The 21,483-nt window shown below is 69.1% G+C and carries 19 protein-coding genes; 8 read left to right on the forward strand and 11 right to left on the reverse strand.

All coding sequences use genetic code 11. From position 1 onward, the window contains the following. The 4 genes from GYB83_RS15035 to GYB83_RS15050 all read right to left on the reverse strand — a co-directional run bounded on the left by GYB83_RS15035 (window position 1) and on the right by GYB83_RS15050 (window position 4,063). Complete coding sequence (locus tag GYB83_RS15035) at window positions 1-261, reverse strand: HPr family phosphocarrier protein (protein WP_161896242.1); 261 nt, start codon at window positions 259-261, stop codon at window positions 1-3. Window positions 262-310: 49 nt separating this feature from the next. Further along, window positions 311-2,293, reverse strand: coding sequence for a PTS fructose transporter subunit IIABC (locus GYB83_RS15040; RefSeq protein ID WP_161896243.1), 1,983 nt, complete (start codon window positions 2,291-2,293; stop codon window positions 311-313). 70 nt (window positions 2,294-2,363) lie between these two features. Then, a complete protein-coding gene (locus GYB83_RS15045) occupies window positions 2,364-3,296 on the reverse strand; it encodes a 1-phosphofructokinase family hexose kinase (protein WP_161896244.1) in 933 nt (310 codons plus the stop codon). Then, a complete protein-coding gene (locus GYB83_RS15050) occupies window positions 3,293-4,063 on the reverse strand; it encodes a DeoR/GlpR family DNA-binding transcription regulator (protein ID WP_161896245.1) in 771 nt (256 codons plus the stop codon). The genes GYB83_RS15045 and GYB83_RS15050 overlap by 4 nt, the downstream gene beginning before the upstream one ends. Window positions 4,064-4,182: 119 nt before the next feature. Between GYB83_RS15050 and GYB83_RS15055 the strand changes: the two genes are divergently transcribed. Beyond that, window positions 4,183-5,898 carry a putative PEP-binding protein gene (locus GYB83_RS15055; RefSeq protein ID WP_161896246.1) on the forward strand — a complete coding sequence of 572 codons (1,716 nt, stop codon included), beginning with the start codon at window positions 4,183-4,185 and terminating at the stop codon, window positions 5,896-5,898. Window positions 5,899-5,925: 27 nt separating this feature from the next. On the opposite strand, the gene lexA is transcribed toward GYB83_RS15055, so the two are convergent. Next, complete coding sequence (gene lexA, locus GYB83_RS15060; RefSeq protein WP_161896247.1) at window positions 5,926-6,597, reverse strand: transcriptional repressor LexA; 672 nt, start codon at window positions 6,595-6,597, stop codon at window positions 5,926-5,928. Window positions 6,598-6,763: 166 nt separating this feature from the next. On the opposite strand from lexA, the gene GYB83_RS15065 reads away from it, so the two are divergent. Then, window positions 6,764-7,366 carry a LysM peptidoglycan-binding domain-containing protein gene (locus GYB83_RS15065; RefSeq protein ID WP_228461502.1) on the forward strand — a complete coding sequence of 201 codons (603 nt, stop codon included), beginning with the start codon at window positions 6,764-6,766 and terminating at the stop codon, window positions 7,364-7,366. Window positions 7,367-7,394: 28 nt separating this feature from the next. Next, window positions 7,395-7,841, forward strand: a complete 447-nt coding sequence (gene nrdR / locus GYB83_RS15070; protein WP_161896248.1) for a transcriptional regulator NrdR — start codon at window positions 7,395-7,397, stop codon at window positions 7,839-7,841. A gap of 4 nt (window positions 7,842-7,845) precedes the next feature. On the opposite strand, the gene hrpA is transcribed toward nrdR, so the two are convergent. Beyond that, a complete protein-coding gene (hrpA, locus tag GYB83_RS15075; protein ID WP_161896249.1) occupies window positions 7,846-11,529 on the reverse strand; it encodes an ATP-dependent RNA helicase HrpA in 3,684 nt (1,227 codons plus the stop codon). A 71-nt stretch (window positions 11,530-11,600) separates the two neighbouring features. Here hrpA and GYB83_RS15080 point away from each other — a divergent pair, with 71 nt between their 5' ends. After that, window positions 11,601-12,056 carry an SRPBCC family protein gene (locus GYB83_RS15080; protein ID WP_161896250.1) on the forward strand — a complete coding sequence of 152 codons (456 nt, stop codon included), beginning with the start codon at window positions 11,601-11,603 and terminating at the stop codon, window positions 12,054-12,056. Between the two features lie 13 nt (window positions 12,057-12,069). Here the strand turns inward: GYB83_RS15080 and GYB83_RS15085 are convergent, their stop codons facing one another. Then, a complete protein-coding gene (locus tag GYB83_RS15085) occupies window positions 12,070-12,681 on the reverse strand; it encodes an AAA family ATPase (RefSeq protein ID WP_161896251.1) in 612 nt (203 codons plus the stop codon). Window positions 12,682-12,736: 55 nt separating this feature from the next. Here GYB83_RS15085 and GYB83_RS15090 point away from each other — a divergent pair, with 55 nt between their 5' ends. Beyond that, on the forward strand, window positions 12,737-13,969 hold the full coding sequence (locus GYB83_RS15090) for an aminotransferase family protein (protein WP_161896252.1): 1,233 nt from the start codon (window positions 12,737-12,739) through the stop codon (window positions 13,967-13,969). Window positions 13,970-14,234: 265 nt separating this feature from the next. Here the strand turns inward: GYB83_RS15090 and ahpD are convergent, their stop codons facing one another. Continuing rightward, window positions 14,235-14,762, reverse strand: a complete 528-nt coding sequence (gene ahpD, locus GYB83_RS15095; RefSeq protein ID WP_161896253.1) for an alkylhydroperoxidase, AhpD family — start codon at window positions 14,760-14,762, stop codon at window positions 14,235-14,237. Between the two features lies 1 nt (window position 14,763). Further along, window positions 14,764-15,345: a peroxiredoxin gene (locus GYB83_RS15100; RefSeq protein ID WP_161896254.1), complete on the reverse strand. Its 582-nt coding sequence runs from the start codon at window positions 15,343-15,345 to the stop codon at window positions 14,764-14,766. 145 nt (window positions 15,346-15,490) lie between these two features. On the opposite strand from GYB83_RS15100, the gene GYB83_RS15105 reads away from it, so the two are divergent. Further along, the gene (locus GYB83_RS15105) at window positions 15,491-16,441 is read left to right on the forward strand and encodes a hydrogen peroxide-inducible genes activator (protein WP_161896255.1); all 951 of its coding nucleotides are present in this window, start codon (window positions 15,491-15,493) and stop codon (window positions 16,439-16,441) included. Here the strand turns inward: GYB83_RS15105 and GYB83_RS15110 are convergent. After that, a complete protein-coding gene (locus GYB83_RS15110; protein WP_228461504.1) occupies window positions 16,422-18,428 on the reverse strand; it encodes a DEAD/DEAH box helicase in 2,007 nt (668 codons plus the stop codon). The genes GYB83_RS15105 and GYB83_RS15110 overlap by 20 nt on opposite strands. A gap of 101 nt (window positions 18,429-18,529) precedes the next feature. Continuing rightward, window positions 18,530-19,492, reverse strand: coding sequence for a proteasome assembly chaperone family protein (locus GYB83_RS15115; protein WP_186349788.1), 963 nt, complete (start codon window positions 19,490-19,492; stop codon window positions 18,530-18,532). A gap of 164 nt (window positions 19,493-19,656) precedes the next feature. Between GYB83_RS15115 and GYB83_RS15120 the strand changes: the two genes are divergently transcribed. Further along, on the forward strand, window positions 19,657-20,253 hold the full coding sequence (locus GYB83_RS15120; protein WP_161896256.1) for a hypothetical protein: 597 nt from the start codon (window positions 19,657-19,659) through the stop codon (window positions 20,251-20,253). 112 nt (window positions 20,254-20,365) lie between these two features. Continuing rightward, window positions 20,366-21,469, forward strand: coding sequence for a DUF4192 domain-containing protein (locus tag GYB83_RS15125; RefSeq protein ID WP_161896257.1), 1,104 nt, complete (start codon window positions 20,366-20,368; stop codon window positions 21,467-21,469). Window positions 21,470-21,483 lie beyond the last annotated feature (14 nt).

The following is a 21,483-nucleotide window of genomic DNA, read 5'->3' on the forward strand; positions in this document are numbered from 1 at the left end:
CTAGTCGGCGTCGAGGTCCTTCGCGACGAGGGCCGCGATCGCGTCGACGGCGGCCTGATCGTCGCTCTCGACGGTGATCGACGCGCCCTTCTCGGCGCCGAGGGTCATGATCATCAGTGCGCTGCCAGCGTCGACCGGCGCGCCGCCGTCGGCTGCGAGGGTGACCGACGAGCCGAGGGCCGCGGCGGCTTCGGCGATCAGGGTCGCCGGGCGGGCGTGGAGACCGACTGCGGAGCCGACGGTCACGGTGGTGCTGGGCATTGTTGCGCCTTTCGAGTTGGATCTGATGGGGTTCAAGCCGATTCGAGCGTCAGGCCGCGACGGCCTTCGGCGAGAACTGCTTGGCGGCGATCACCGCGAAAGCGGAGACGACCATGCCAACGAGGATAGCGATCAGGAACTTCCACCACGTTCCGTTCATCGCGAACAGCACGAAGACGCCGCCGTGTGGGGCCCGGAGCTGCGCGCCGAGTGCCATCGACAGGCCGCCGGTGACCGCGCCGCCGAGCATCATCGACGGGATCACCCGCAGCGGGTCGGCAGCGGCGAACGGGATCGCGCCCTCGGAGATGAACGACGCTCCGAGCAGCCACGCCGCCTTCCCGTTCTCGCGTTCGGGTTCGGTGAACAGCGCCGGACGCAGCGTGGTCGCGAGGGCGAGGGCCAGCGGCGGAACCATTCCCGCGGCCATGACGGCAGCCATGAACTCCCACTGGCCCGCCCCCGCGTCGACGGCTCCGATTCCGGCGACGCCGACCGCGTACGCGGCCTTGTTGACCGGTCCGCCGAGATCGAAGCACATCATCAGGCCGATGACGATGCCGAGGACGATCTTCGAGCTGCCGGACATCGAGTTGAGCGCGTCCTCGAGGGAGCGGTTCACCCACGACAGCGGACCCGCGAGCAGCATGTACATCACGGCGCCCGTGATGAGCGTGCCGAGCAGCGGGATGATGACGACGGGCTGCAGGCCACGCGCCCACTGCGGAAGAGGCAGCTTCGACAGCCACAGTGCGACGACGCCCGCGATGAGACCGCCGACCACGCCGCCGATGAAGCCCGATCCGACGGTGACGGCGATGACGCCCGCGGTGAAACCGGGAGCCAGGCCGGGCCGGTCGGCGATGGCGTACGAGATGTAGCCGGCCAGTACGGCCACCATCAGGCCCATCGCGGCTCCGCCGACGGCGAAGCTGACACCGCCGATGTATTCGGCCAGGCCGCCGGGCGGGAGATTCCACAGGCTGTTGTTCAGGGCGACGTACGCGCCGTTCGACAGGCCGGAGTCGCCGTGGGAGTTGCCGATCTCGTAGCCCGCGATCAGGAAGCCGAGGGCGATGAGCAGACCGCCCGCGGCGACGAACGGGATCATGTAGCTGACGCCGGTGAGCAGTGCCTGCTTGAGGCGACCGCCGATGCCCATGCCGCCCGCTGCGGTCTGATCGGTCGGCGCGGGGCCGTCACCGGCGGCGACACGTCGTGCGTGCGGATCGGTCGCCGCCGCGACGGCTTCGCCGATCATGGCGTCGGGCTCGTTGATCGCTCGTTTGACGCCGGATTCGACGACCGGCTTCCCCGCGAACCGCTCACGGCCCTTGACTCCGACGTCGGTCGCGAAGATCACCGCGTCCGCGGCATCGAGCTGGGCCGCGGTGAACGGAGTCGTGCCGGACGAGCCCTGGGTCTCGACCGCGAACTCGACGTCCGCCCGTTCGGCGGCGAGCTTGAGCGCGTCGGCGGCCATGTACGTGTGCGCGATGCCCGTCGGGCAGGCGGTGATCGCGAGGATCAGGCTCTTGTCGGTCGGAGCGGGCTCCGCCGGGGCGGCCTCCGCTGGCTTCGGCGAGACCGCCTCCGTGACGAGGTCGACGATCGCGGCGTCGTCGGCCGCGTCACGCAGACTTGTGACGAACTCCGGTCGGACGAGCGCGCGAGCGAGCGCGCTGAGGACCTTCATGTGCTCACTGCCCGCGCCGGCCGGCGCGGCGATCAGGAACACGATGTCGGCGGGGCCGTCCTTCGCGCCGAAGTCGACGGCCGTGGAGAGCCGCGCCATGGCGAGAGTCGCCGACGTCACCGACTCCGCACGCGCATGGGGGATGGCGATGCCGCCGGGCAGGCCGGTCGGTGAACTCGCCTCGCGTGCCAGGGCTCCGGCGATGAGGTCCTCGGGGTCGGCGGACCGTCCGGCGTCGCCGACGAGGCCGGCGAGCGTGCGTATCACCGCCTCGGCATCGGCGCCCGCATCGGCGTCGAGCAGCACCAGTGACGGTGTGATGATGGAGTCGGACATGGCGTTCTACCTTGCTGTGGAGGGGTGGGACTACTCGGGAGGAACTGCGTGGGAGGAACTGCGGGACGGACTACAACGGGGTGACGCTGACGGAGTCGTCGAGCATGTCGGGCGTCGGCGGTGTGGTGCCGGGCAGGGCGGCGGCGGCGGAACCGTAGGCGACCGCGTTGGCGAGCCGGCGGGCCGGATCGTCCCCCCTCACTTCGGCGATCAGATATCCGGCGAGCGAGGAGTCCCCGGCTCCGACCGTGCTGCGGACCCGTATTCGGGGTGCGGTGGCGAACCACGCCTTCCCGTCGACGGCCAACACCGCCCCGGAGCCGCCGAGCGTGGTGAGAACCGCTCCGCCCGTCGACGCGGCGAGTTCGAGGGACGCGGCCGCGGCGGCGGACGGGTCGCCCGCTCCGGCGGCGGCCTCCAACGCCGAGGGATCCGCGCCCGTCAGTTCGGCGAGCTCCTCGGAGTTGGGCTTCATGAGGTGCGGCCCGGCGGAGGTGACGTGCGTCAGCGGGGCTCCGGAGGTGTCGACCGCCACGCGGACGCCCGCCTGCCGGACGCGTGCCACGAGGTCGGCGTACCAGGTGTCGGGCAGACCGGGCGGGAGGGACCCGCAGAGCGCGAGCCAGGTAGCGGCCCCCGCGCGCTCGACGACGGCGGCTGTCAGCGTCTCCGCGTCGACATCGGCGCCGGGCGTGTTGATCTTCGTCGTCACTCCGTCAGGGTCGACGATCGTCAGATTCGTCCGGACGGTCCCGGCGGTCGCGACCGCGACGTGCGGCAGGTGTGCGTGGTCGAGGTGGGCCAGGAAGGTGTCGCCTGCCGCGGCCGGAACGAGCGCCAACGTGTCGAATCCGGCCGCCTGGACCACGCGTGCGACGTTGACGCCCTTCCCGCCCGGCTGATCGAGCACGCCGGTCGGCCGATGCACGGCGCCGGCGACCAGCGGTCCGTCCAGCGTGATCGTCCGGTCGATGCTCGGATTGGCGGTGACTGTGAGAATCATGCGATGACCACCTCGATGTCGTGAGCGGTGAGGGCTGAGGCGAATGCGGGGTCTATGCCCGTGTCGGTGATGAGGACGTCGACGTCCTCGACCGCGGCGAACCCGACGAGCTCCTGGCGGTTCATCTTCGACGAGTCGGCGAGGACCACCACTTGGTCGCACGCCGCGATCATCGCTCGTTTGGTGGCCGCCTCGTCCGAATCGGGGGTCGAGAGTCCGTAGTCGGAGGTGAGTCCGTTGGTGCCGATGAACCCGACGCTGACGTGCAGGCGACCGAGCGCCTGCACCGCGTCGGCCCCGACGACGGCCTGGGTCTTCGGCCGAAGGCGACCGCCGACGAGCAGGACCGTCGATCGAGACAGGCCGGTCAGCGACGATGCGATCGGCACGCTGTTGGTCACCAACTGCAGGCGAGCGTCGCCGCTGACGGCGATGGCCGCCTGAAATGTGGTGCTCCCCGCGTCGAACAGGACGGATCCACCGGTCGGCGGCAGGAACCGTTGCGCGGCCGCACCGATGGCCGCCTTCTCGGCCTGCCGCGCCGCCTCGCGGGCGGGCAGGTCGGGCTCGTCGACGACGGCGGCGACGTCGAGGCGGACGGCTCCGCCGTGCACCCGCATGAGGCTGCCCGCGCGCTGGAGGATCGCGAGATCGCGCCGGACGGTCTCGCCGGTCACGTCGAACCTGTCCGCGAGGTCGGCGACCGACACGCGGCCGCGTTGACGGACCTCGTTCGCGATCGCTTGTTGACGTTCCTCGGCGTACATGTGAGTTCCTTCTGCAGGATCTGTAGATCTGTATGGATATGCGTGTACTTAATTGGATTTCATCTGTGTTTACCCCCGCAGTGTGATCGGAGTCAAGCGATTCTTGTAATCTGACTCACATGACGAACGTCGACTCCGCGCCCACGCAGTCCGCAGACAATCCTTTCGCCGCATCCGCGATCGTCACCGGAACACCGGTGGTCGGCGGCCTCGCCTACGGTCCGATTATCCGCATCGGCGAACGTCCGGCATTCGACGCGACGGCCGCCGTGGTCGTGCCCGAGTCCGACCGCGACTCCCAGGTGCAGCGCTTCGTCGCCGCGGCGGGCGCCGTCGCCGACCGACTGGCCGAACGGGCCTCACACAGCACCGGGGTGTCCGCCGAAGTCCTCACCGCCACAGCGGGACTCGCGCGTGACCGCGGCTGGATCGGTGCGGCGTCCACCCTGATCGCGGCCGGTGCGCCCGCGGCGGCGGCCGCGGCGGCCGCGACCGAGCAGTTCGTCGAGTTGTTCACCAAGCTCGGGGGATTGATGGCCGAACGTGTCACCGACCTCCGTGACGTCCGCGACCGGGTCATCGCCGAACTGCTCGGCCTGCCCGAACCGGGGATCCCGACGCCCGACGTCCCGTCGATCCTGTGCGCGGACGACCTCGCTCCCGCCGACACCGCGGGCCTCGATCCGGCGCTCGTCGTCGGACTGGCGATGCGGCTCGGTGGACCGAGTAGTCACACCGCGATCATCGCGCGCCAGCTCGGCATCCCGTGCATCGTCGCGGCGGCCGGACTCGATGAGATCCCGACGGGCGCGCTCGGATACGTCGACGGCGGTGCGGGAACGATCGGCGTGAACCCCGACGAGACGCTCATCTCGTCGGCGATCGAAACCTCGCGCGCGGAGGCCGAGAAGATCGCCGCCTGGCGCGGTCCGGGCGCGACCGCGGACGGTGAGCCGGTGCTGATCCTCGCCAACGTGGCCGACGGAGTCTCCGCGCGCGCGGCCGCCGACGCGCCGGTGCAGGGCGTCGGCCTGTTCCGGACCGAGTTGGCGTTCCTCGACCGCGCGACCGAGCCGACGCTGGAGGAGCAGACGGCGCTGTACCGCGAGGTGATCGACGCGTTCGACGGTCAGAAGGTGGTGATCCGGACGCTCGACGCGGGCTCGGACAAGCCGCTCAAGTTCGTCGCCAACGCCGAGGAGCCGAATCCGGCGATGGGTGTCCGCGGCAACCGCATCGTCGCGACGTACCCCGGCATCCGCAACGGTCAGCTCGACGCGATCGCGGCCGCGGCGCAGGGGGCGTCCCAGGTCCCGTGGGTGATGGCGCCGATGATCGCGACCGTGGAGGAGGCTCGGGAGTTCGCGGGTCAGGTGCGTGACCGGGGTCTGGTCCCCGGAGTGATGATCGAGGTGCCGTCCGCGGCCATCCTGGCCGACAAGATCCTCGCCGAAGTCGACTTCGTCTCGGTCGGCACCAACGATCTGACGCAGTACACGATGGCCGCGGACCGCATGTCGCCGGAACTGGCGTCGTTGACCGACCCGTGGCAGCCGGCCGTCCTGGCGCTGATCGACGTGATCGGGAAGGCGGGCGAGAAGCACGGCAAATCGGTGGGTGTCTGCGGTGAGGCCGCGGCGGATCCGCTCCTGGCATGCGTCTTGGTGGGCCTCGGTGTGCGATCGTTGTCGTCCGCGCCCGCGGCATCGTCGGCGGTCGGAGCCAGGCTCGGAGGTGCGTCGCTGCAGCGCTGCCGTGAGGCTGCGGCCGCGGCCCTCGATGCGACCAGCGCTTCCGCCGCGCGCGACGCCGCACGTGCGGTGATCGACGCCTGACGGGCGTCGATCACCGTCGACGGTGCGTCAGATGCGACGCATCACGGTGACGACCTTGCCGAGCACGGCGGCGTCGTCACCCGGGATGGGCTCGAAGTGTTCGTTGTGGGGGAGCAGCCACACGTGGCCGTCCTTGCGCTTGAACGTCTTCACGGTGGCCTCGCCGTCGATCATCGCGGCGACGATGTCACCGTTCTCGGCGACGTTCTGCTGACGGACGACGACCCAGTCGCCGTCGCAGATCGCGGCGTCGATCATCGATTCGCCGACGACGCGGAGCATGAACAAGGAGCCGTCTCCGACGAGTTCGCGCGGCATCGGGAAGACCTCTTCGACGGCCTGCTCGGCGAGGATCGGTCCGCCCGCGGCGATCCGGCCGAGCACCGGGACGAACGTGGGGGTCGGCAGCGACTCGGATGCCGATCCGGCCGGGGGAGTCCGGCTGTCGTCGCGGACGTTGACCGCGCGCGGGCGATGCGGATCACGCTTGAGGAGCCCGCGCCGTTCGAGCGTGCGCAGCTGGTGGGCCACCGACGACGTCGACGTGAGGCCGACGGCTTCGCCGATCTCGCGAATGCTCGGCGGATACCCGCGCTCGCGCACCGACTTCCGGATCACCTCGAGCACCTCGCGCTGGCGCTCGGTGAGAGACGCCTCCAGCGTGGAGGTGGAGAGCAGGGGGTCGGGATTGTCCGCCATCGTGGGTCCTTTCCATTCGAACATCGCCATCGTGAACTGATTCCAGGCTAGTCGACCAGATCACAGATTTCAAACAATTGTTCGACGCGTTGCTGACATTGTCGGACCCATGGTGTTAACTGTCGAACAAAGGTTCTTCGAACATTCGATCGAACAGGAGGCTCCGATGAGTCAGGCACTGATCAACCGGCCCGTCATCCGGACCACCCGTGATGCGGAGCGCGTCCGAAACATGGCGATGACCTGCGATATCTCGGTCATCGATGAGTCCGTCCGCACGGACGTGACGCGCGAGGCGGACACCGAGCTGTGCCGCCCCACGGGCCGCGACCGGCGCCGGACGGCACTGATGGAGGCCGCGTCGCGGCGGCCGGAGCCGCACTGGGAGGTGCGCGAACGCCGCCTCGTCGGCGCCGCCGGACCGCTCGGATCGAACGCGTCCTCCGCGGTGTCGCGGCGTTCGAACACCGCTGCCGTCATCCGCAGGCGGCGGATCGCGGGTGCGGTGCTCGTCGGCGCCGTCATGGCCGGCACGGTGTGGATCCTCTCGATCATCGCGGGCTCGTACGGGGACGCGGTGACGCCCGACGTCCCCGCCGCCACACAGGTGATCCACGTCCGCTCGGGCGAATCGCTGACCGACATCGCGCGGCGGATCGCACCCGACCTGCCGACCGAAGGCGTCGTGGCGCAGATCCGTGCCATGAACGGACTCGATGTGTCGGGCCTGCGCGTGAGTCAGTCGTTGGTCGCTCCCGCGTACCGATAGCCCTGTGGCGCACGGGTATTGTCGTGGCATGCGCTGCCCGTTCTGCAAGAACGACGACACCCGAGTCGTCGACTCCCGAGTCGCCGACGACGGCCTGGCGATCCGTCGCCGCAGATCCTGCGCGGAGTGCGGTCGACGGTTCAGCACCGTGGAGGCCGCGGTGCTGTCCGTGGTGAAACGCAACGGCGTCACCGAGCCGTTCAGTCGCGAGAAGGTGATGAAGGGCGTCCGTCGCGCGTGCCAGGGCCGCAGCGTCACCGAAGACGCACTCGCCAAACTCGCGTCGCAAGTGGAGGACACGGTCCGCGGCGGTGGATCGGCCGAGATCGCGAGCAACGAGGTCGGCCTCGCGATCCTGCGGCCGCTCCGCGACCTGGACGAGGTCGCCTACCTGCGATTCGCGTCCGTCTACAAGTCGTTCGAATCGGCCGACGACTTCCAGAAGGAGATCGACCAGCTTCGCGAGCGGGTCTGACCTCTCAGAAGTCGGCGATCGCCTTCAGCACGCGCTTCTCCGACACCGGTCCCTGCGTCCCGAGCTGTTGGGCGAACAGGCTGATGCGGAGTTCCTCGAGCTGCCACTGGACCAGGTCGTTGAGCGCGTCCTGCCGGGCCTCGGGCACCTGGGCCAGCCGCTGATTCCACGCGGCGACGATCCGATCGACGACGCTCATCCCCTGATTGTCGCGAGCCGCAGATCCGGGCAACGCCTCGAGGCGGTTGCGTGCACCGGTCAGATACCGGGGGAGCGACCGGAGTCGTGCGCCGGGCGTCAGGGCGATGAAGCCGTCGAACACCAGATTCGCGGTCTGGTCCGCCACGTCGTCCGCCGCGAGGGTACCCACACGGGTGTCGATGGCCCGTCGGACCTCCGAGTATTCGGCGAGCGCGGCGACGGCGGCGTCGAACAGCTCGGGTGCGAGCGAGCGCACGACCGGGGAGACGCGGGCCGACAGTGCGGCGTAGTCGGCCGCCGATCGCAGATCGCCGAGTCCCTTCTCGCCGGCGAGGACGTCGGCGACCGCGCGACGAGTGCAGTCGGCGAGCATCGCGTCGACGTGCTTGTACGGGTTCTGGCTCAGCGCCAGGCGGCGGGCGGGCGGGAGCGACGACGCGAGACGCCGGCTCGGCGGGGCGATCGTCCGGGTGAGCAGTTCGCGCACACCGGCGGCGATGCCCGCGTCGCGGGCGCCTGCACCGGCGACGGTGGTCACGCGGACCCCTCGACCGGGCACGACGATGAGCGTCGGATATCGGGTGACGACCTGTCCTGCGAGCGTCTGGACCTCTTCGTCGTCGAGCGTGCCGATGCCGTCGGCCGTCCACGATTCGTGGACGGTCGCGTTCTCGGCGCGCGTCGCCGTCGCGCCGCCGAACTGGGCGCGCAAGTCTGCCAGCCTGTCCCCGCGGGCGATGACAGCACCGTTCTCGTCGACGACGGCGAAGTGCATGCGCAGGTGGGCGGGCATCGTCTCCGGTCTGAAGTCGCGGACGCCGAGAGAGACGCGGGTGATCGCGGACAGTTCGCGTGCGAGGGCGGGGATCAGCGACTCGGAGCGCGGCGCGAGCTGCTCCAACGCGAGATCGGCGTACCGCTGGGCGGGCGACATCGACTTGCGCAGTCCCTTCGGGAGCGACTTGATGAGTGCGGTCGCGAGTTCGGTCCGCATCCCGGGCACCAGCCAGTCGAAGCCGCCGTCGTGCACATGCGACAGGAGCGCCTTCGGGATCACCGCGGTGACGCCGTCGTCCGGCGCGCCCGGCGAGAAGTTGTAGCGAAGTTCGAGCGTCGTCTCGCCCTGCTGCCACGCGCCGGGGAAGTCGGCGGCCTGGGGGCCGTCGTCGACGCCGAGCAAGTCGACCGAGAGGTTCAGCAGTGTCGGATCGGTCTTGCCCGCCTTCTTCCACCAGGAGTCGAAGTGGCGCGCAGACACGACGTTCGCCGGGACGCGCGCGTCGTAGAAGTCGAACAGCTCGGTGTCCGAGACGCCGAGGTCCCGGCGGCGAGCACGGTGTTCGAGGTCCTCGGCACTCGACACGACATCGGCGTTGTGCCGGACGAACGCATGGCGGCTTCGCCACCGCCCGCCGACCAGCGCCTCCATGATGAAGATCTCGCGGGACGTCTTGGGGTCGATCGGGCCGTAGTGCACTCGGCGGGCGGCGACGAGCGGCACTCCGTAGAGGCTGACGCGTTCGTACGCCATGACCGCCGCACGGCGCGTCGACCAGTGAGGCTCGCTGTACGTCCTCGTGACGAGGTCGCCCGCGGCGGCTTCGACCCACTCGGGATCGACGGCCGCGACGGTGTGCGCGAACAGTCGTGAGGTCTCCATGAGTTCGGCGGCCATGACGAAAGCGGGCGGTTTCGAGGACAGGAAGGAGCCTGGGAAGATCGAGAACTTGGTGCCGCGCGTGCCGAGGAACTCGCGGGTGTCGCCCTGACGGGCGCCGATGTTGGTGAGCAGCCCGGTGAGAACCGACTTGCCGATCGCGGCGGCGTCGACCTCGGTGGTCGGCGTCTGCCAGCCGATGTCGCGGACGGTCCTGGTGAGCTGGCGGTGCAGATCGATCCATTCGCGCACGCGCAGATAGTGGATGAATTCGCGCTCGCACTGGCGGCGGAACTGGTTCCCCGACAGCTCGGAGCGCTGTTCCCGCAGGTACGACCACAGCTGCACCTGGCCGAGGAACTCGGATCCGGCCACGGCGTGCCGTTTGTGCGCGGTCGTCGCGGCCTCGCGCTTGTCGGAGGGGAACTCACGAACGTCCGGCAACGCGAGCGCGGCGGCGATGACGAGGATGTGGTCGAGGCAACCGTTGTCGTGACCGGCGATCAGCATGCGGCCGAGGCGGGGATCCACCGGCAGCCTGGACAGGGTGCGCCCGACCGTGGTCAGGCGGGCGGACGCGGAGTCAGTGTCGGTGACCGCCCCGAGCTCGGACAACAGCTGCATGCCGTCGCGGACGGCTCTGGACTCCGGGGGCTGGACGAAGGGGAAGTCGGCGATGTCGCCGAGCTTCAGCGACAGCATCGACAGGATGACGGCCGCGAGATTGCTTCGGAGGATCTCCGGGTCGGTGTACTCCGATCTGCCGTCGAAGTCGTCTTCCGAGTACAGCCGGATGCACACGCCCGGAGCCACTCGTCCGCACCGGCCGGCGCGCTGGCGGGCGCTCGCCTGGGACACCTTCTCCACGGGTAGGCGGGTGACCTTGGTGCGGGTCGAGTACCGCGAGATCCGCGCGGTTCCCGCGTCGATCACATAGCGGATGCCTGGCACGGTCAGGGAGGTCTCGGCGACGTTGGTCGCCAGCACGATCCGTCGGCCGTCGGACGGCGCGAACACCTTGTGCTGTTCGGCGACGGACAGTCGTGCGTACAGCGGGACCACCTCGACGTCCGAGTGCTTGTTCAGCGAGTCGGCGGTGTCGCGGATGTCCCGTTCGGTGGGGAGGAAGACGAGGATGTCGCCGTGCCCGCCCGACCACAGTTCGCGCACCGCGGCGTCGATCGCCGCGATCTGATCCAGGTCGGCGTGGTCCTCGTCGTCCGATGTGAGAGGTCGGTACCGGATCTCGACCGGGTACGTCCGGCCGGACACCTCGATGATCGGGACGACGTCGTCCGGCCCGGCGAAGTGCTTGGCGAACCGGTCCGGCTCGATGGTCGCCGACGTGATGACGATCTTGAGGTCGGGCCGACGGGGGAGGAGCTGCTTGAGGTAGCCGAGCAGGAAGTCGATGTTCAGGCTGCGCTCGTGCGCCTCGTCGATGATCAGGGTGTCGTATCGGCGGAGCAGCGGATCGGTGGTGATCTCGCGCAGCAGGATGCCGTCGGTCATCACTTTGATCTGGGTGTTCGCCGAACTCTTGTCGGAGAACCTGACTTGATAGCCGACGGCGTCGCCGATCTCGGTCTGCAGTTCGTCGGCGATGCGGCGGGCTACCGAGGTGGCCGCGATGCGGCGGGGCTGCGTGTGCCCGATGGACGTGCGGCCCATCTCGAGGCAGATCTTGGGCAGCTGCGTGGTCTTGCCCGATCCGGTCTCGCCCGCGATCACGACGACCTGATGGTCGCGGACGGCTTCGGCGATCTCGTCGCGGCAGGCGCTGACGGGCAGTTCGGGCGGGTACGTGATGGTCAGCGTGGACGACGACATGATCCGTCAATTCTACGTGCGCGGTGAACACAACGGTTGTCGTGTCCGCCGCACGGTGATGAGGTGGAGGTATGACGACAACTGATGCCCGCCGCGTGGTGTTCGCCCGACGTCCCGTCGCCGCGCCGCCCGAGGTGATCTTCGACCTGATCGCCGATCCCGCTCGGCAGCCGGAGTGGGACGGCAACGACAACCTGAGCAGCTCGGCCGCGGGCCAGCGAGTCCACGCGGTGGGCGACGCGTTCGACACCGTGCTGACCAACGGCCAAGTCAGACGCAATCACGTGGTGGAGTTCGAGGAGGGGCGCCTCATCGCGTGGCAGCCGTCACCGGTCGACGAGCCGCGCCCCGGCCACCTGTGGCGCTGGGAGGTGACCCCGACGCGTGACGGTTCGACCGTCACTCACACGTACGACTGGACCGACCTGCACGACGAGGCGCGCCAGGTCCGAGCCAGGGCGACGACCGTCGACAAACTCGCCGCCTCCCTCGACCGTCTCGCCGAGCTCGCCGAAAGGTCGTCCTGACCGGCTAGGGCTCCTACAGCCGGATATGGCGGACGGCGACCTCCACGCGGCGTAGGGCCGCAGCGGGCCTCGAGAGTCGACCCTTGGGCAGGTCGAGGTGCAGGTGCGCCGCGATGGTCTCGACGACATCGTCGAGCGTGCGGTCGTCGGTGTCGATGTGCAGCCCGAACGCCTCAGCGGCGAGCGCTGAGCGGCACCTGTCGATCTGTGCGTGCGCCCAGGTCTCGTCACGCCGCAACAGCCGGGCGCCCATCGACGACACGCGGGACGACAGCCGATGCTCGAGCGTCCTCCGGCTCGCGGCGAGCGTGAAGTGACGCACATCTGTTCCGCGCCGCCGGAGTTCGCCGACAGTCTCGTCGAAGTACTGCGCCCGGACAACGGTCATCGGCACGAACACCGGGCCGTCGTTCGCTGCGGCCGCCTGCTCGAGAGTGTCGGCGACGCCCGAGCGCCACTGCGGCAGGTCCTGGAAGTCCCCGCGTGCGGACCGCGGCAGCATCTTGTGCATCGCGTATCCGAGGATCTCGGGATCGGCGACCCGCCCGCGGCCGTGCCTGCGGTGAAGTTCGTGTGCGGTGTGCGTCTTCCCCGAGCCGAAGGCCCCGTTGATCCAGACCAGCATGGAGTTCACGGTACCGGCGAGTACAACGGTGCCCGGACATGGGATATTGGATGGCATGGGTTCTCTTTGGCACGGTTTTGCAGACATGGGCGCGGTCACGGCGAGCGGGCCGTTCGTCGTCACCCGAGGTGACGGCACGCGCATCTACGACGACAAGGGCAACGAGTACATCGATGCGACGGCGGGCCTCTGGTTCACCAACATCGGTCACGGCCGCACCGAGGTGGCCGAGGCCGTCGCGAAGCAGCTGTCGACCATCGCGCACTACTCGAACTTCGGCGACCTCGCGTCGGACGTCACGATCGAGCTCGCCGAGCGCGTGGCGGCGATCGCTCCCGTCGCGGGCTCGAAGGTCCTGTTCACCCTCGGCGGTTCCGACTCGGTCGACAGCGCGTTCAAGCTCGCCCGTCGCTACTGGGTGGAGCAGGGCAAGCCGGAGAAGAAGATCGCCGTCGGCCGCACGAAGGCGTACCACGGCATGCACGCCGCGGGCACGTCGCTCGCGGGCATCCCGGCCAACGCCGAGGGCTACGGCGAACTGCTTCCGGACACCGAGACCGTCGATTGGGACGACGCGAAGAGCCTTCTCGGACTGATCGAGCGCGTCGGAGCAGACAAGATCGCGGCGTTCTTCGCCGAGCCGATCATCGGCGCGGGCGGCGTCTACCTCCCGCCGGAGGGCTACCTCTCCGAGGTCCGCGACATCTGCCGTGAGCACGACATCCTGTTCATCGCGGACGAGGTCGTGACCGGCTTCGGCCGCATCGGCGCGGGCGAGTGGTTCGCGTCGGCCCGCTTCGATCTGCAGCCCGACATGATCACCACCGCCAAGGGTCTCACCAGCGGTTACGTCCCGATGGGCGCGGTCATCGCGGCGCCTCGCGTCGCTGAGCCGTTCTTCGCCGGCGGCACGTGGTTCCGCCACGGCTACACCTACGGCGGACACAACGCGTCGGCCGCCGCGGCGCTGGCGAACCTCGACATCATCGAGCGCGAGAACCTCCTCGACGACGCGAACCGGCTCGAGGGCGATCTCGCGGCGGCCTTCTCACCGCTCGCCGAGCTCGACGCGGTCTCCGAGGTCCGCACCGGACTCGGCGCCGTGACCGCCGTTCAGCTGGCCGACCCGGCGAAGGCGATGCCCGCTATCGCCAAGCTCCGGGAGCACGGCGTCAGCTCGCGTGCCGCGGGCCAGGGCGCGCTGCAGATCTCGCCCGCGTTCATCATGACGACCGACGAGGTCGGCGAGCTCGCGGACCGCTTCGCCGCGGCGTTGAAGGAGCTGTAGAAAATCCGTTGCGACCCCTCCGATCCCGGGCGTAGCGTCGACTGCGTCAAGGGAAAGGAGGTGGTCCACGAAATGATTTCATTCAGGACCGAGGAGGTGGCCGCCGCCTGACGGCGGTCGCCCACCTGAAAGACGACGAACCCCCTTCACTCGCGACGTCCGCGAGGGAAGGGGGTTCGTTGCGTTCTTCGCCGAGACGGCCCCGAGACGCACGAGTGCCCCGCCGGAGGACCGGCAGGGCACAGGTGGGGCTGCAGAGAGAGGATCAGGCGAGGGTCTCGGCGATGCCGATGGCCTGGCCGACGCCTGCGACGATCGAGGCGACCTTGAGGGCCTCGAGGACGGCCTCGCGATCGACGCCCGCTTCGCGGACGATGTTCTCGTGAGCGCCGACGCAGTGCTCACAGCCGTTGATCGCCGACACTGCGAGCGACCACAGCTCGAAGGTCGACTTGTCGACGCCGGGATTGCCGATGATGTTCATCCGCAGTCCGGGGCGCAGGTCGTCGTACTTGCCGCCGAGGAAGCCGCGACCGCGGTAGAACACGTTGTTCATCCCCATGATCGACGCGGCGCCGAGAGCGGCGTTGTACGCCTCGGCCGACAGGTTGTCGGCCGCCTCGTCGGAGATCTCCCGCAGGACGGTCGCGTTGCGGGTGGCTGCGGCGGTGGCCAGCAGGGTTCCCCACAGCTGCTCTTCGGTCAGCACGGTGGTGCGGCTGATCGAACCGAGGTTGAGCTTCAGGTCTTTGGCGAACTCGGGGAGTGCGCTCTTCAGATTGTCGATGCTCATATCAGGCGGACATCAGTTCGCCGGCGTTGATGGTGGGATCACCCTTCTTCCAGTTGCACGCGCAGAGCTCGTCCGACTGGAGGGCGTCGAGGACACGCAGGACCTCGTCGACGTTGCGGCCGACCGAACCGGCGGTCACCGACACGAACTGGACCTCGTTGTTCGGGTCGACGATGAAGGTCGCACGATCGGCGACACCGTCGGCGTTCAGGACGCCCGCGGCCTCGGCCAGCTCACGCTTGAGGTCCGACAGCATCGGGAAGGGGAGGGTCTTGAGGTCCTCGTGCTGTGCGCGCCACTGGAAGTGGACGAACTCGTTGTCGACCGATGCGCCAAGCACCTGGGTGTCGCGGTCGGCGAACTCGTCGTTCAGCTTGCCGAAGGCGGCGATCTCGGTGGGGCAGACGAAGGTGAAGTCCTTCGGCCAGAAGAACACGACGCGCCACTTGCCCGCGTAGTCGTCCGAGGTGACGGTGGTGAAGTAGTCGTCGGGCTGCTGGGCGTCGACCTTGGAGAGGTCGCCGCCGATGACTGCGGTGAGGTTGTAGGCCGGGAACTGGTCGCCGATGGTCAGCAATGCCATGACACGTACTCCTGAATTCGTTGAAAGGGGTGCGATGAGAATCGAGCTAGCGGCGTGCGCGGGGATTGCCCGTTCGCCGTCGAGATCCAGTCTGCCGCACCGTGGTTAGAAAGTAAACGTGATCGCACGCACTATACTGATAGGCATGGGCAATCAAAGCTATCAACCGTCGATCGGCGGTCTGCGGGCCTTCGTCGCCGTCGCCAAGAAACTCCACTTCGGAACGGCCGCAACGGATCTCGGTGTGAGCCAGCCCTCACTGTCGCAGGCTCTCGCCGCTCTGGAAGCCGGTCTCGGACTTCAGCTGGTGGAGCGGACAACGCGCAAAGTGATGTTGACCCCGGAGGGTGCCAGACTGCTCCCCTCGGCCATCGCGGCGTGCGACGCGGTCGACGACTTCCTGCTCGACGCCGCGGGCGATCTCGACCCGCTCGTGGGTCGTCTCCGACTGGGATTCATCCCTACGATCGCTCCCTACATCCTCCCGAGAGTGCTCCGCGGACTGGCCGTCCGGCGTCCGCAGCTCGAATTGATGGTGATCGAGGATCAGACCGATAGGCTCCTCGGACAACTGCGCGACGGAACGCTCGACGCCGCCGTCCTGGCGTTGCCGTCCGGGGTGCCGAGCCTCGGCGAGGTCGCCATGTACGACGAGGACTTCCTCCTCGCCCTCCCCGCCGATCATCCGCTCGCCGGACGCAGACGGCTGTCACCCGCGCTGCTCGCCGATCTGCCGCTCCTGCTGCTCGACGAGGGCCACTGCATGCGCGATCAGGCGCTCGACGTCTGCCAGAAGGCCGGCGTGGACCCGGACCTGCAGCAGACGCGAGCGGCCTCGCTCAAGACCGCCGTGCAGTGCGTCGAGGGCGGGCTCGGCGTCACCCTGATCCCGAAGACGTCGGTGTCGGTGGAGACGGCTACCGGTGGACTGGCCGTCGCCGAGTTCGCTCGGCCGCGTCCGGGCAGGCGGATCGGGCTCGTGTACCGTCCCTCCTCCGGTCGGGCCGAGGCCTATCGGGCGTTGGCGGCCGACATCACCGAACTGGTCGCCGAGAGCGGGGACGTGACCGTGCCGATCACGCCTGCGAACCGGTGAGTTCGGCCCATTCGTCGATCAGGCTGGAATCGACGCCGCGGATGAGCTCGCCGAGCTCGTCGGTGAGGTCTTCGATCTCGTCGGTCACCGCGGACATCGGCAGCCCGTTCGACAACGCGCGGTAGCAGTCGGTCAGGTAGCGGAGGACGACGCCTTCGCTGCGGGCGAGTCCGAACTGCGAGATCAACTCGGCGAACGTCATCGACCGCTCCCGCATGTGCCGCAGCACGGACTTGGGCGACGGCGTCGAACCGGCCAGCCACGGATGTCCGCGGCGGTACACCTCGTAGGCGAAGCCGATCTCCTCGGCGAGCGGCTGCGGCCACGTGACCTCCTCCAGCCGCGCCATCCGCTCCTCGTACTCGATCCCGTCGGCCTTCATCTCGGCGACGGCCTCGTCGCGGGCGGCCTTGCGCTGCGCGACGAGCACCGGACGGGGATCGTCCAGGATGCTCTCGACCACCGAGACCACGTCCAGGGTGTAGGTCGACGACTCCTTGTCGAGCAGTTCGAACGCGGCGACGGCGAACGCCGAGAGCGGATTGGTCAGTGCGAAGTTCTCGGGCAGGTCGACCGACAGCTCCACCTTCTTGCCGTCGGCCGCCGGGGTGTCCAGCCGGGTGACGATGCCGGTCTCGCACAGGTCGCGGTACAGGGCGATGGTGTGCTTGATGTGGCGAAGCTGCCTGACGCGCGGCTCGTGGTTCTCCTCCAACAGGTGACGCAGGGCGGCGAAGCAGTCGCCGGGCCGCTCCATCACCTCCATGAGCATCGCCGTGGTCATCCGGAAATGCGAGCGCATCTCCTCGTCCGGCGCGTCGATCAGCGTCGTGAACGTCTGCTCGCCCCAGCTGACGAACCCCTCGGGCGCTTTGCGTCGGACCAGCTTCTTGAGCTTCTTGGGATCGTCTCCCGCTTTGGCGATCGCCTTCGCGTTCTCGACATCGTGCTCGGGCGCCTGGGCGACGACGTATCCGACGGTGTCGTAGCCCGCGCGTCCCGCCCGGCCCGCGATCTGGTGGAACTCGCGTGCGCGCAGCCTGCGGACCCGATTGCCGTCGTACTTGGTGAGGCCCGCGAACAGGACCGTTCGAATCGGCACGTTGATCCCCACACCGAGGGTGTCGGTGCCCGCGACGACCTTGAGCAGCCCGGCCTGAGCCAGGCGCTCGACGAGCCTGCGGTAGCGGGGGAGCATGCCCGCGTGATGGACGCCGATGCCGGACCGCAGGAGTTTGCTCAGCGTCCCGCCGAAGCCGGTGCTGAAACCGAAGTCGCCGATCGCCTCGACGATCGCCGCCTTCTCCTCCTTGGTGCAGAGTTTCGCCGACAGCAGGGCCTGTCCGCGTTCGACGGCCGCCTGCTGAGTGAAGTGCACGACGTACACCGGGGAGCGGCCGGTCGAGACGAGTTCTTCGATCGTCTCGTGGATCGGGGTCATCGCATACCGATGCTCGAGCGGAACCGGGCGTTGGACGCCGGTCACCGGCACGGTCGGGCGGCCGGTGCGCCTGGTGAGGTCGTCGACGAAGAACGACGTGTCGCCCAGTGTCGCCGACATCAGCAGGAACTGCGTGTTCGGGAGTTCGATCAGCGGGACCTGCCAGGCCCATCCGCGATCGGATTCGCCGTAGTAGTGGAACTCGTCGGCGACGAGGACTCCGATGTCGCTGTCGGGTCCTTCGCGCAGCGCGATGTTCGCGACGATCTCGGCGGTCGCGCACACGATCGGCGCGTCGGCGTTGACGGACGCGTCGCCGGTCAGCAGGCCGACGTTCTCGGCCCCGAACTGGGTGCACAGGTCGAAGAACTTCTCGCTGACCAGTGCCTTGATCGGCGCGGTGTAGTACGCGCGCCGCCCGCGGCACTGGGCGAAGTAGATCGCGCCGGACGCCACGAGCGACTTGCCCGAGCCTGTCGGGGTGGCGAGGATGACGTTGCTGCCCGACACCAGCTCCAGGAGCGAGTCCTCCTGGTGCGGGTACATGTCGATGCCGCGAGCAGCCCACCAGTCGGTGAACCTCTCGAATGCGAGGTCGTCGTCTCCGGTGGGCTGCAGCGGTTCGATTGTGGCGGGGGCCGGGTCGGTCAGACCTGATCACGTCCTTCGTCGGTGTCGCCGAACTCGGCGGCGTGTTCGGCGAGGAACTTCTCGAACTCCGCGCCGAGTTCGTCGCCGGTCGGCATCGACTCGTCGGGAGCGAGCAGGGACGCCTGCTCCTGCTTGGCGCGCATGTACGCGTCGTACTGGTTCTCCAGCGCGGTGACGACGGACGAGATCTCCTCGTTGCCCTCGACCTCGTTGTCGATCTGCTTGCGGACGTCGGCCGCCGCGTTCTCGAGCGCCGTCGTCGGCAGGTCGAGGCCGGTCACCATGCCGATCGTCTTGACGATCTCCGCGGCCGCGGCCGGGTAGTCGGTCTGAGACAGGTAGTGCGGCACGTGCGCCGACAGTCCCGCCGTGCGGTAGCCGGCTTCGCCGAGTCGGAGTTCGAGCAACATCGACGCGCTGGCGGGCAGCTTGAGCGGATTGCCCCACCGGTTGAGGTCGGCGATGGCCTCCTTGTCGGTGCCGTGGGCCGTGATCGACGCCGGACGAGTGTGGGGGACGGCCATCGGGATGGAGTTGAGCCCGACCACCTGGGACACGCCGAAGTGGTCGGCGAGCGCGGTGAGCGCCTCGGTGAACCGCTCCCACCGAAGGTCGGGTTCGGGGCCTTCGAGCAGCAGGAACGGCACCCCGCCGTTGTCCTTCACCGCGTGCAGCGCGAGTCGCGGCATGGTGATGCCGTCGAACTCGACGCCGGAGAACGAGATCATCGGGCGTCGGGACCGGTAGTCGATCAGCTCGTCGGTGTTGAACGTGGCGACGAGTTCGGTGTCGAGGGCGTCCCGCAGATGAGATGCGGCGAGCGCGACCGCGTGGCCCGCGTCCGCGTAGCCTTCGAGCGCGTGGATCAGGACCGGTCCGTCGCCCTCGGCTCCGGTGACTGCGGGAGCGGGGAATTCGAGCTCGTACAGCGAACGCGGCTCCATCGAGTTGTCGTCCACGTGTGCCCCTTTCTGACGTCTGCCGCGGCGGTCGTGCGCCGCGCGAGTTTCCATTGTCCCGTACGGGACTCATGGGCTTCAACACGGTTTGCCGTGCCGTCATTCCCCGCCCCCGGGCGACGTGGCACAGTGTGGGTGTGCGTGTTGTGGCTGGAGTGAAATGTGTGGCTGTCGCGGTCGCGGTGCTGTCCGTGGTGACCGCGTGCTCCGTCGACGGCGACGCCGTCCGCGAACCGGACCTGTCGGGCCGACTGATCGCCGGTTCGTCGTTCCCGTACGGTCCGGGGACCGCGGTGCCCGCGGTCGCCCTGCCCGGCGCGATCTCCGACGTCACATTCCGGCCCCTGCGCTCGGCGAACACCCCGAGCGACTGCACTCCCGCGGCGATCGACACCGACGGAGCCGAGGCGATCGTCGGGCCGGGCGGACCGGCGGGCGGCACCCTCACGGTGCTCCTGGCGCGCACGACGGACAGCTTCGACGACTTCCGCGCGCGCCAATGCGCGTCGTTCGTCGTCGGCGGTACCGTCGGCACGACGATCACGACCAGGACCACGGACGACGACGGGCGGATCGTCAACGAACGCGACCTCTCGGCGAACGGCACGACCTACGCGCACGTGTACGAACTTGTCCGTCAGGAGGGCTCGGTCCGGTTGTACGTGCAGAACCGGTACGGTGCGGCGACGCTGTCCGACGCGGAGCGGGCGGCCACGAGGACCCTGTTCGCCGACGCGGCGGCGCGCGCTTTCGGCGGCTGACCGCCCGGGGCGGCGTGCATCGTCGCAGGTGAATCTGTGGACAACCGATGTCGGCGTCCACAGATCGGGGTCGAACCCGTTCTCCGGGCTTTCTCGGCGCACAGTGTGCGCCATGAAGATCACCATCACCTCCCGCATCGAGGGATCGCGCACCGTAGCCGACCCCGACCCGCTCCTCGCCGCGATACCGGCCGTCCTGGGCTTCGTCCCGGAGCGGTCGATCATCCTGATGTGCTTCGACGCCCGGTCGCACGTGACCGCGACGATGCGGCACGACCTGATGTGGACCCGGGCCGACCGGCCGCCCGCCGAGCTCAAGAAGCTCTTCGGCAGGCTCGGCGGACTCGGCACGTCGTACGGTGCGACGCATGTCGTCGCGGTGGCCGTCGACGACAGGTACCGGCCGGACGATGCGGCCTTCGATCACCTGTTCCGGGACCTGAACCGAGGGCTGCGTCCCGCGGGCGGACTGACGGCGGGATTCGCCGTCAGCGACATGTCGGTCGGTGCCGTGTGGCGGACCGTGTGGCGGTCGTCGTCACCGTTCGCGATGTTCCCGATCGCGCTGGCGCGCTCGGGCGTGCTCAGCGATCCGCACTGCTCCCCGGTGGCCCTGGAGAAGGCGGTCGAACACGGCCGAGGCATTCTGCGGCGCCGGGACGAGATGCGCGAGCTCCTCGCGCCCGCGGCCCACTGCGACGGGGCCGACGAGTGCGTCCCGGTCGTCCCGGACGCCGCCCACGGCGCGCCGTCGAAGGACGATCCGGCGCGGCTCGCGGCGGTGTACGAGGCCGTGCTCGCCAGGACCCGCGGCGAGCGGACGCTGTCGTGTGCGACGGTGAACGCGCTCGCCGACGCCCTGACCTCGGTGCACGTGCGGGACGCGCTGCTCGGGCTGTGCCTGACAGTGCACCGGGAGGCGGCGGAGGAACTGTGGCTCGACCTCACCCGGCGGTTGACCGGGACCGCGCGGGCGGCCGCGGCCACCCTCCTCGGATATCTCCACTACATGGAGGGATCGGGCGCGATGGCGTCGGTGGCGTTCGAGGCCGCCCACGTCGCGGACGAGTCGTACGGTCTGGCGAATCTCCTCGACACGGCGCTGCTCAACGGCATGCGCCCGCGCGATCTCGACGGTCTGGCCGAGTTGTCGTTCGACCTCGCGCGCAGGCTCGGCGTGACCATCCCACCCGCGACGTACAGCGCCGCCGGATGACGGCAGGTCGCCGG

The sequence above is a fragment of the Gordonia spumicola genome, from assembly GCF_009932475.1.
In the GTDB taxonomy this organism is placed as follows: Bacteria; Actinomycetota; Actinomycetes; order Mycobacteriales; family Mycobacteriaceae; genus Gordonia; species Gordonia spumicola.

Coding starts and splice junctions, on each gene's coding strand:
- ahpD (WP_161896253.1), bottom strand. CDS start 14,762: ATGAGCATCGACAATCTGAAGAGCGCACTCCCCGAGTTCGCCAAAGAC.
- GYB83_RS15125 (WP_161896257.1), top strand. CDS start 20,366: ATGAAGATCACCATCACCTCCCGCATCGAGGGATCGCGCACCGTAGCC.
- lexA (WP_161896247.1), bottom strand. CDS start 6,597: ATGGCGGACAATCCCGACCCCCTGCTCTCCACCTCCACGCTGGAGGCG.
- GYB83_RS15050 (WP_161896245.1), bottom strand. CDS start 4,063: ATGTACGCCGAGGAACGTCAACAAGCGATCGCGAACGAGGTCCGTCAA.
- GYB83_RS15045 (WP_161896244.1), bottom strand. CDS start 3,296: ATGATTCTCACAGTCACCGCCAATCCGAGCATCGACCGGACGATCACG.
- GYB83_RS15055 (WP_161896246.1), top strand. CDS start 4,183: ATGACGAACGTCGACTCCGCGCCCACGCAGTCCGCAGACAATCCTTTC.
- nrdR (WP_161896248.1), top strand. CDS start 7,395: ATGCGCTGCCCGTTCTGCAAGAACGACGACACCCGAGTCGTCGACTCC.
- hrpA (WP_161896249.1), bottom strand. CDS start 11,529: ATGTCGTCGTCCACGCTGACCATCACGTACCCGCCCGAACTGCCCGTC.
- GYB83_RS15105 (WP_161896255.1), top strand. CDS start 15,491: ATGGGCAATCAAAGCTATCAACCGTCGATCGGCGGTCTGCGGGCCTTC.
- GYB83_RS15100 (WP_161896254.1), bottom strand. CDS start 15,345: ATGGCATTGCTGACCATCGGCGACCAGTTCCCGGCCTACAACCTCACC.
- GYB83_RS15085 (WP_161896251.1), bottom strand. CDS start 12,681: ATGCTGGTCTGGATCAACGGGGCCTTCGGCTCGGGGAAGACGCACACC.
- GYB83_RS15035 (WP_161896242.1), bottom strand. CDS start 261: ATGCCCAGCACCACCGTGACCGTCGGCTCCGCAGTCGGTCTCCACGCC.
- GYB83_RS15090 (WP_161896252.1), top strand. CDS start 12,737: ATGGGTTCTCTTTGGCACGGTTTTGCAGACATGGGCGCGGTCACGGCG.
- GYB83_RS15040 (WP_161896243.1), bottom strand. CDS start 2,293: ATGTCCGACTCCATCATCACACCGTCACTGGTGCTGCTCGACGCCGAT.
- GYB83_RS15080 (WP_161896250.1), top strand. CDS start 11,601: ATGACGACAACTGATGCCCGCCGCGTGGTGTTCGCCCGACGTCCCGTC.
- GYB83_RS15110 (WP_228461504.1), bottom strand. CDS start 18,428: ATGTACCCGCACCAGGAGGACTCGCTCCTGGAGCTGGTGTCGGGCAGC.
- GYB83_RS15065 (WP_228461502.1), top strand. CDS start 6,764: ATGAGTCAGGCACTGATCAACCGGCCCGTCATCCGGACCACCCGTGAT.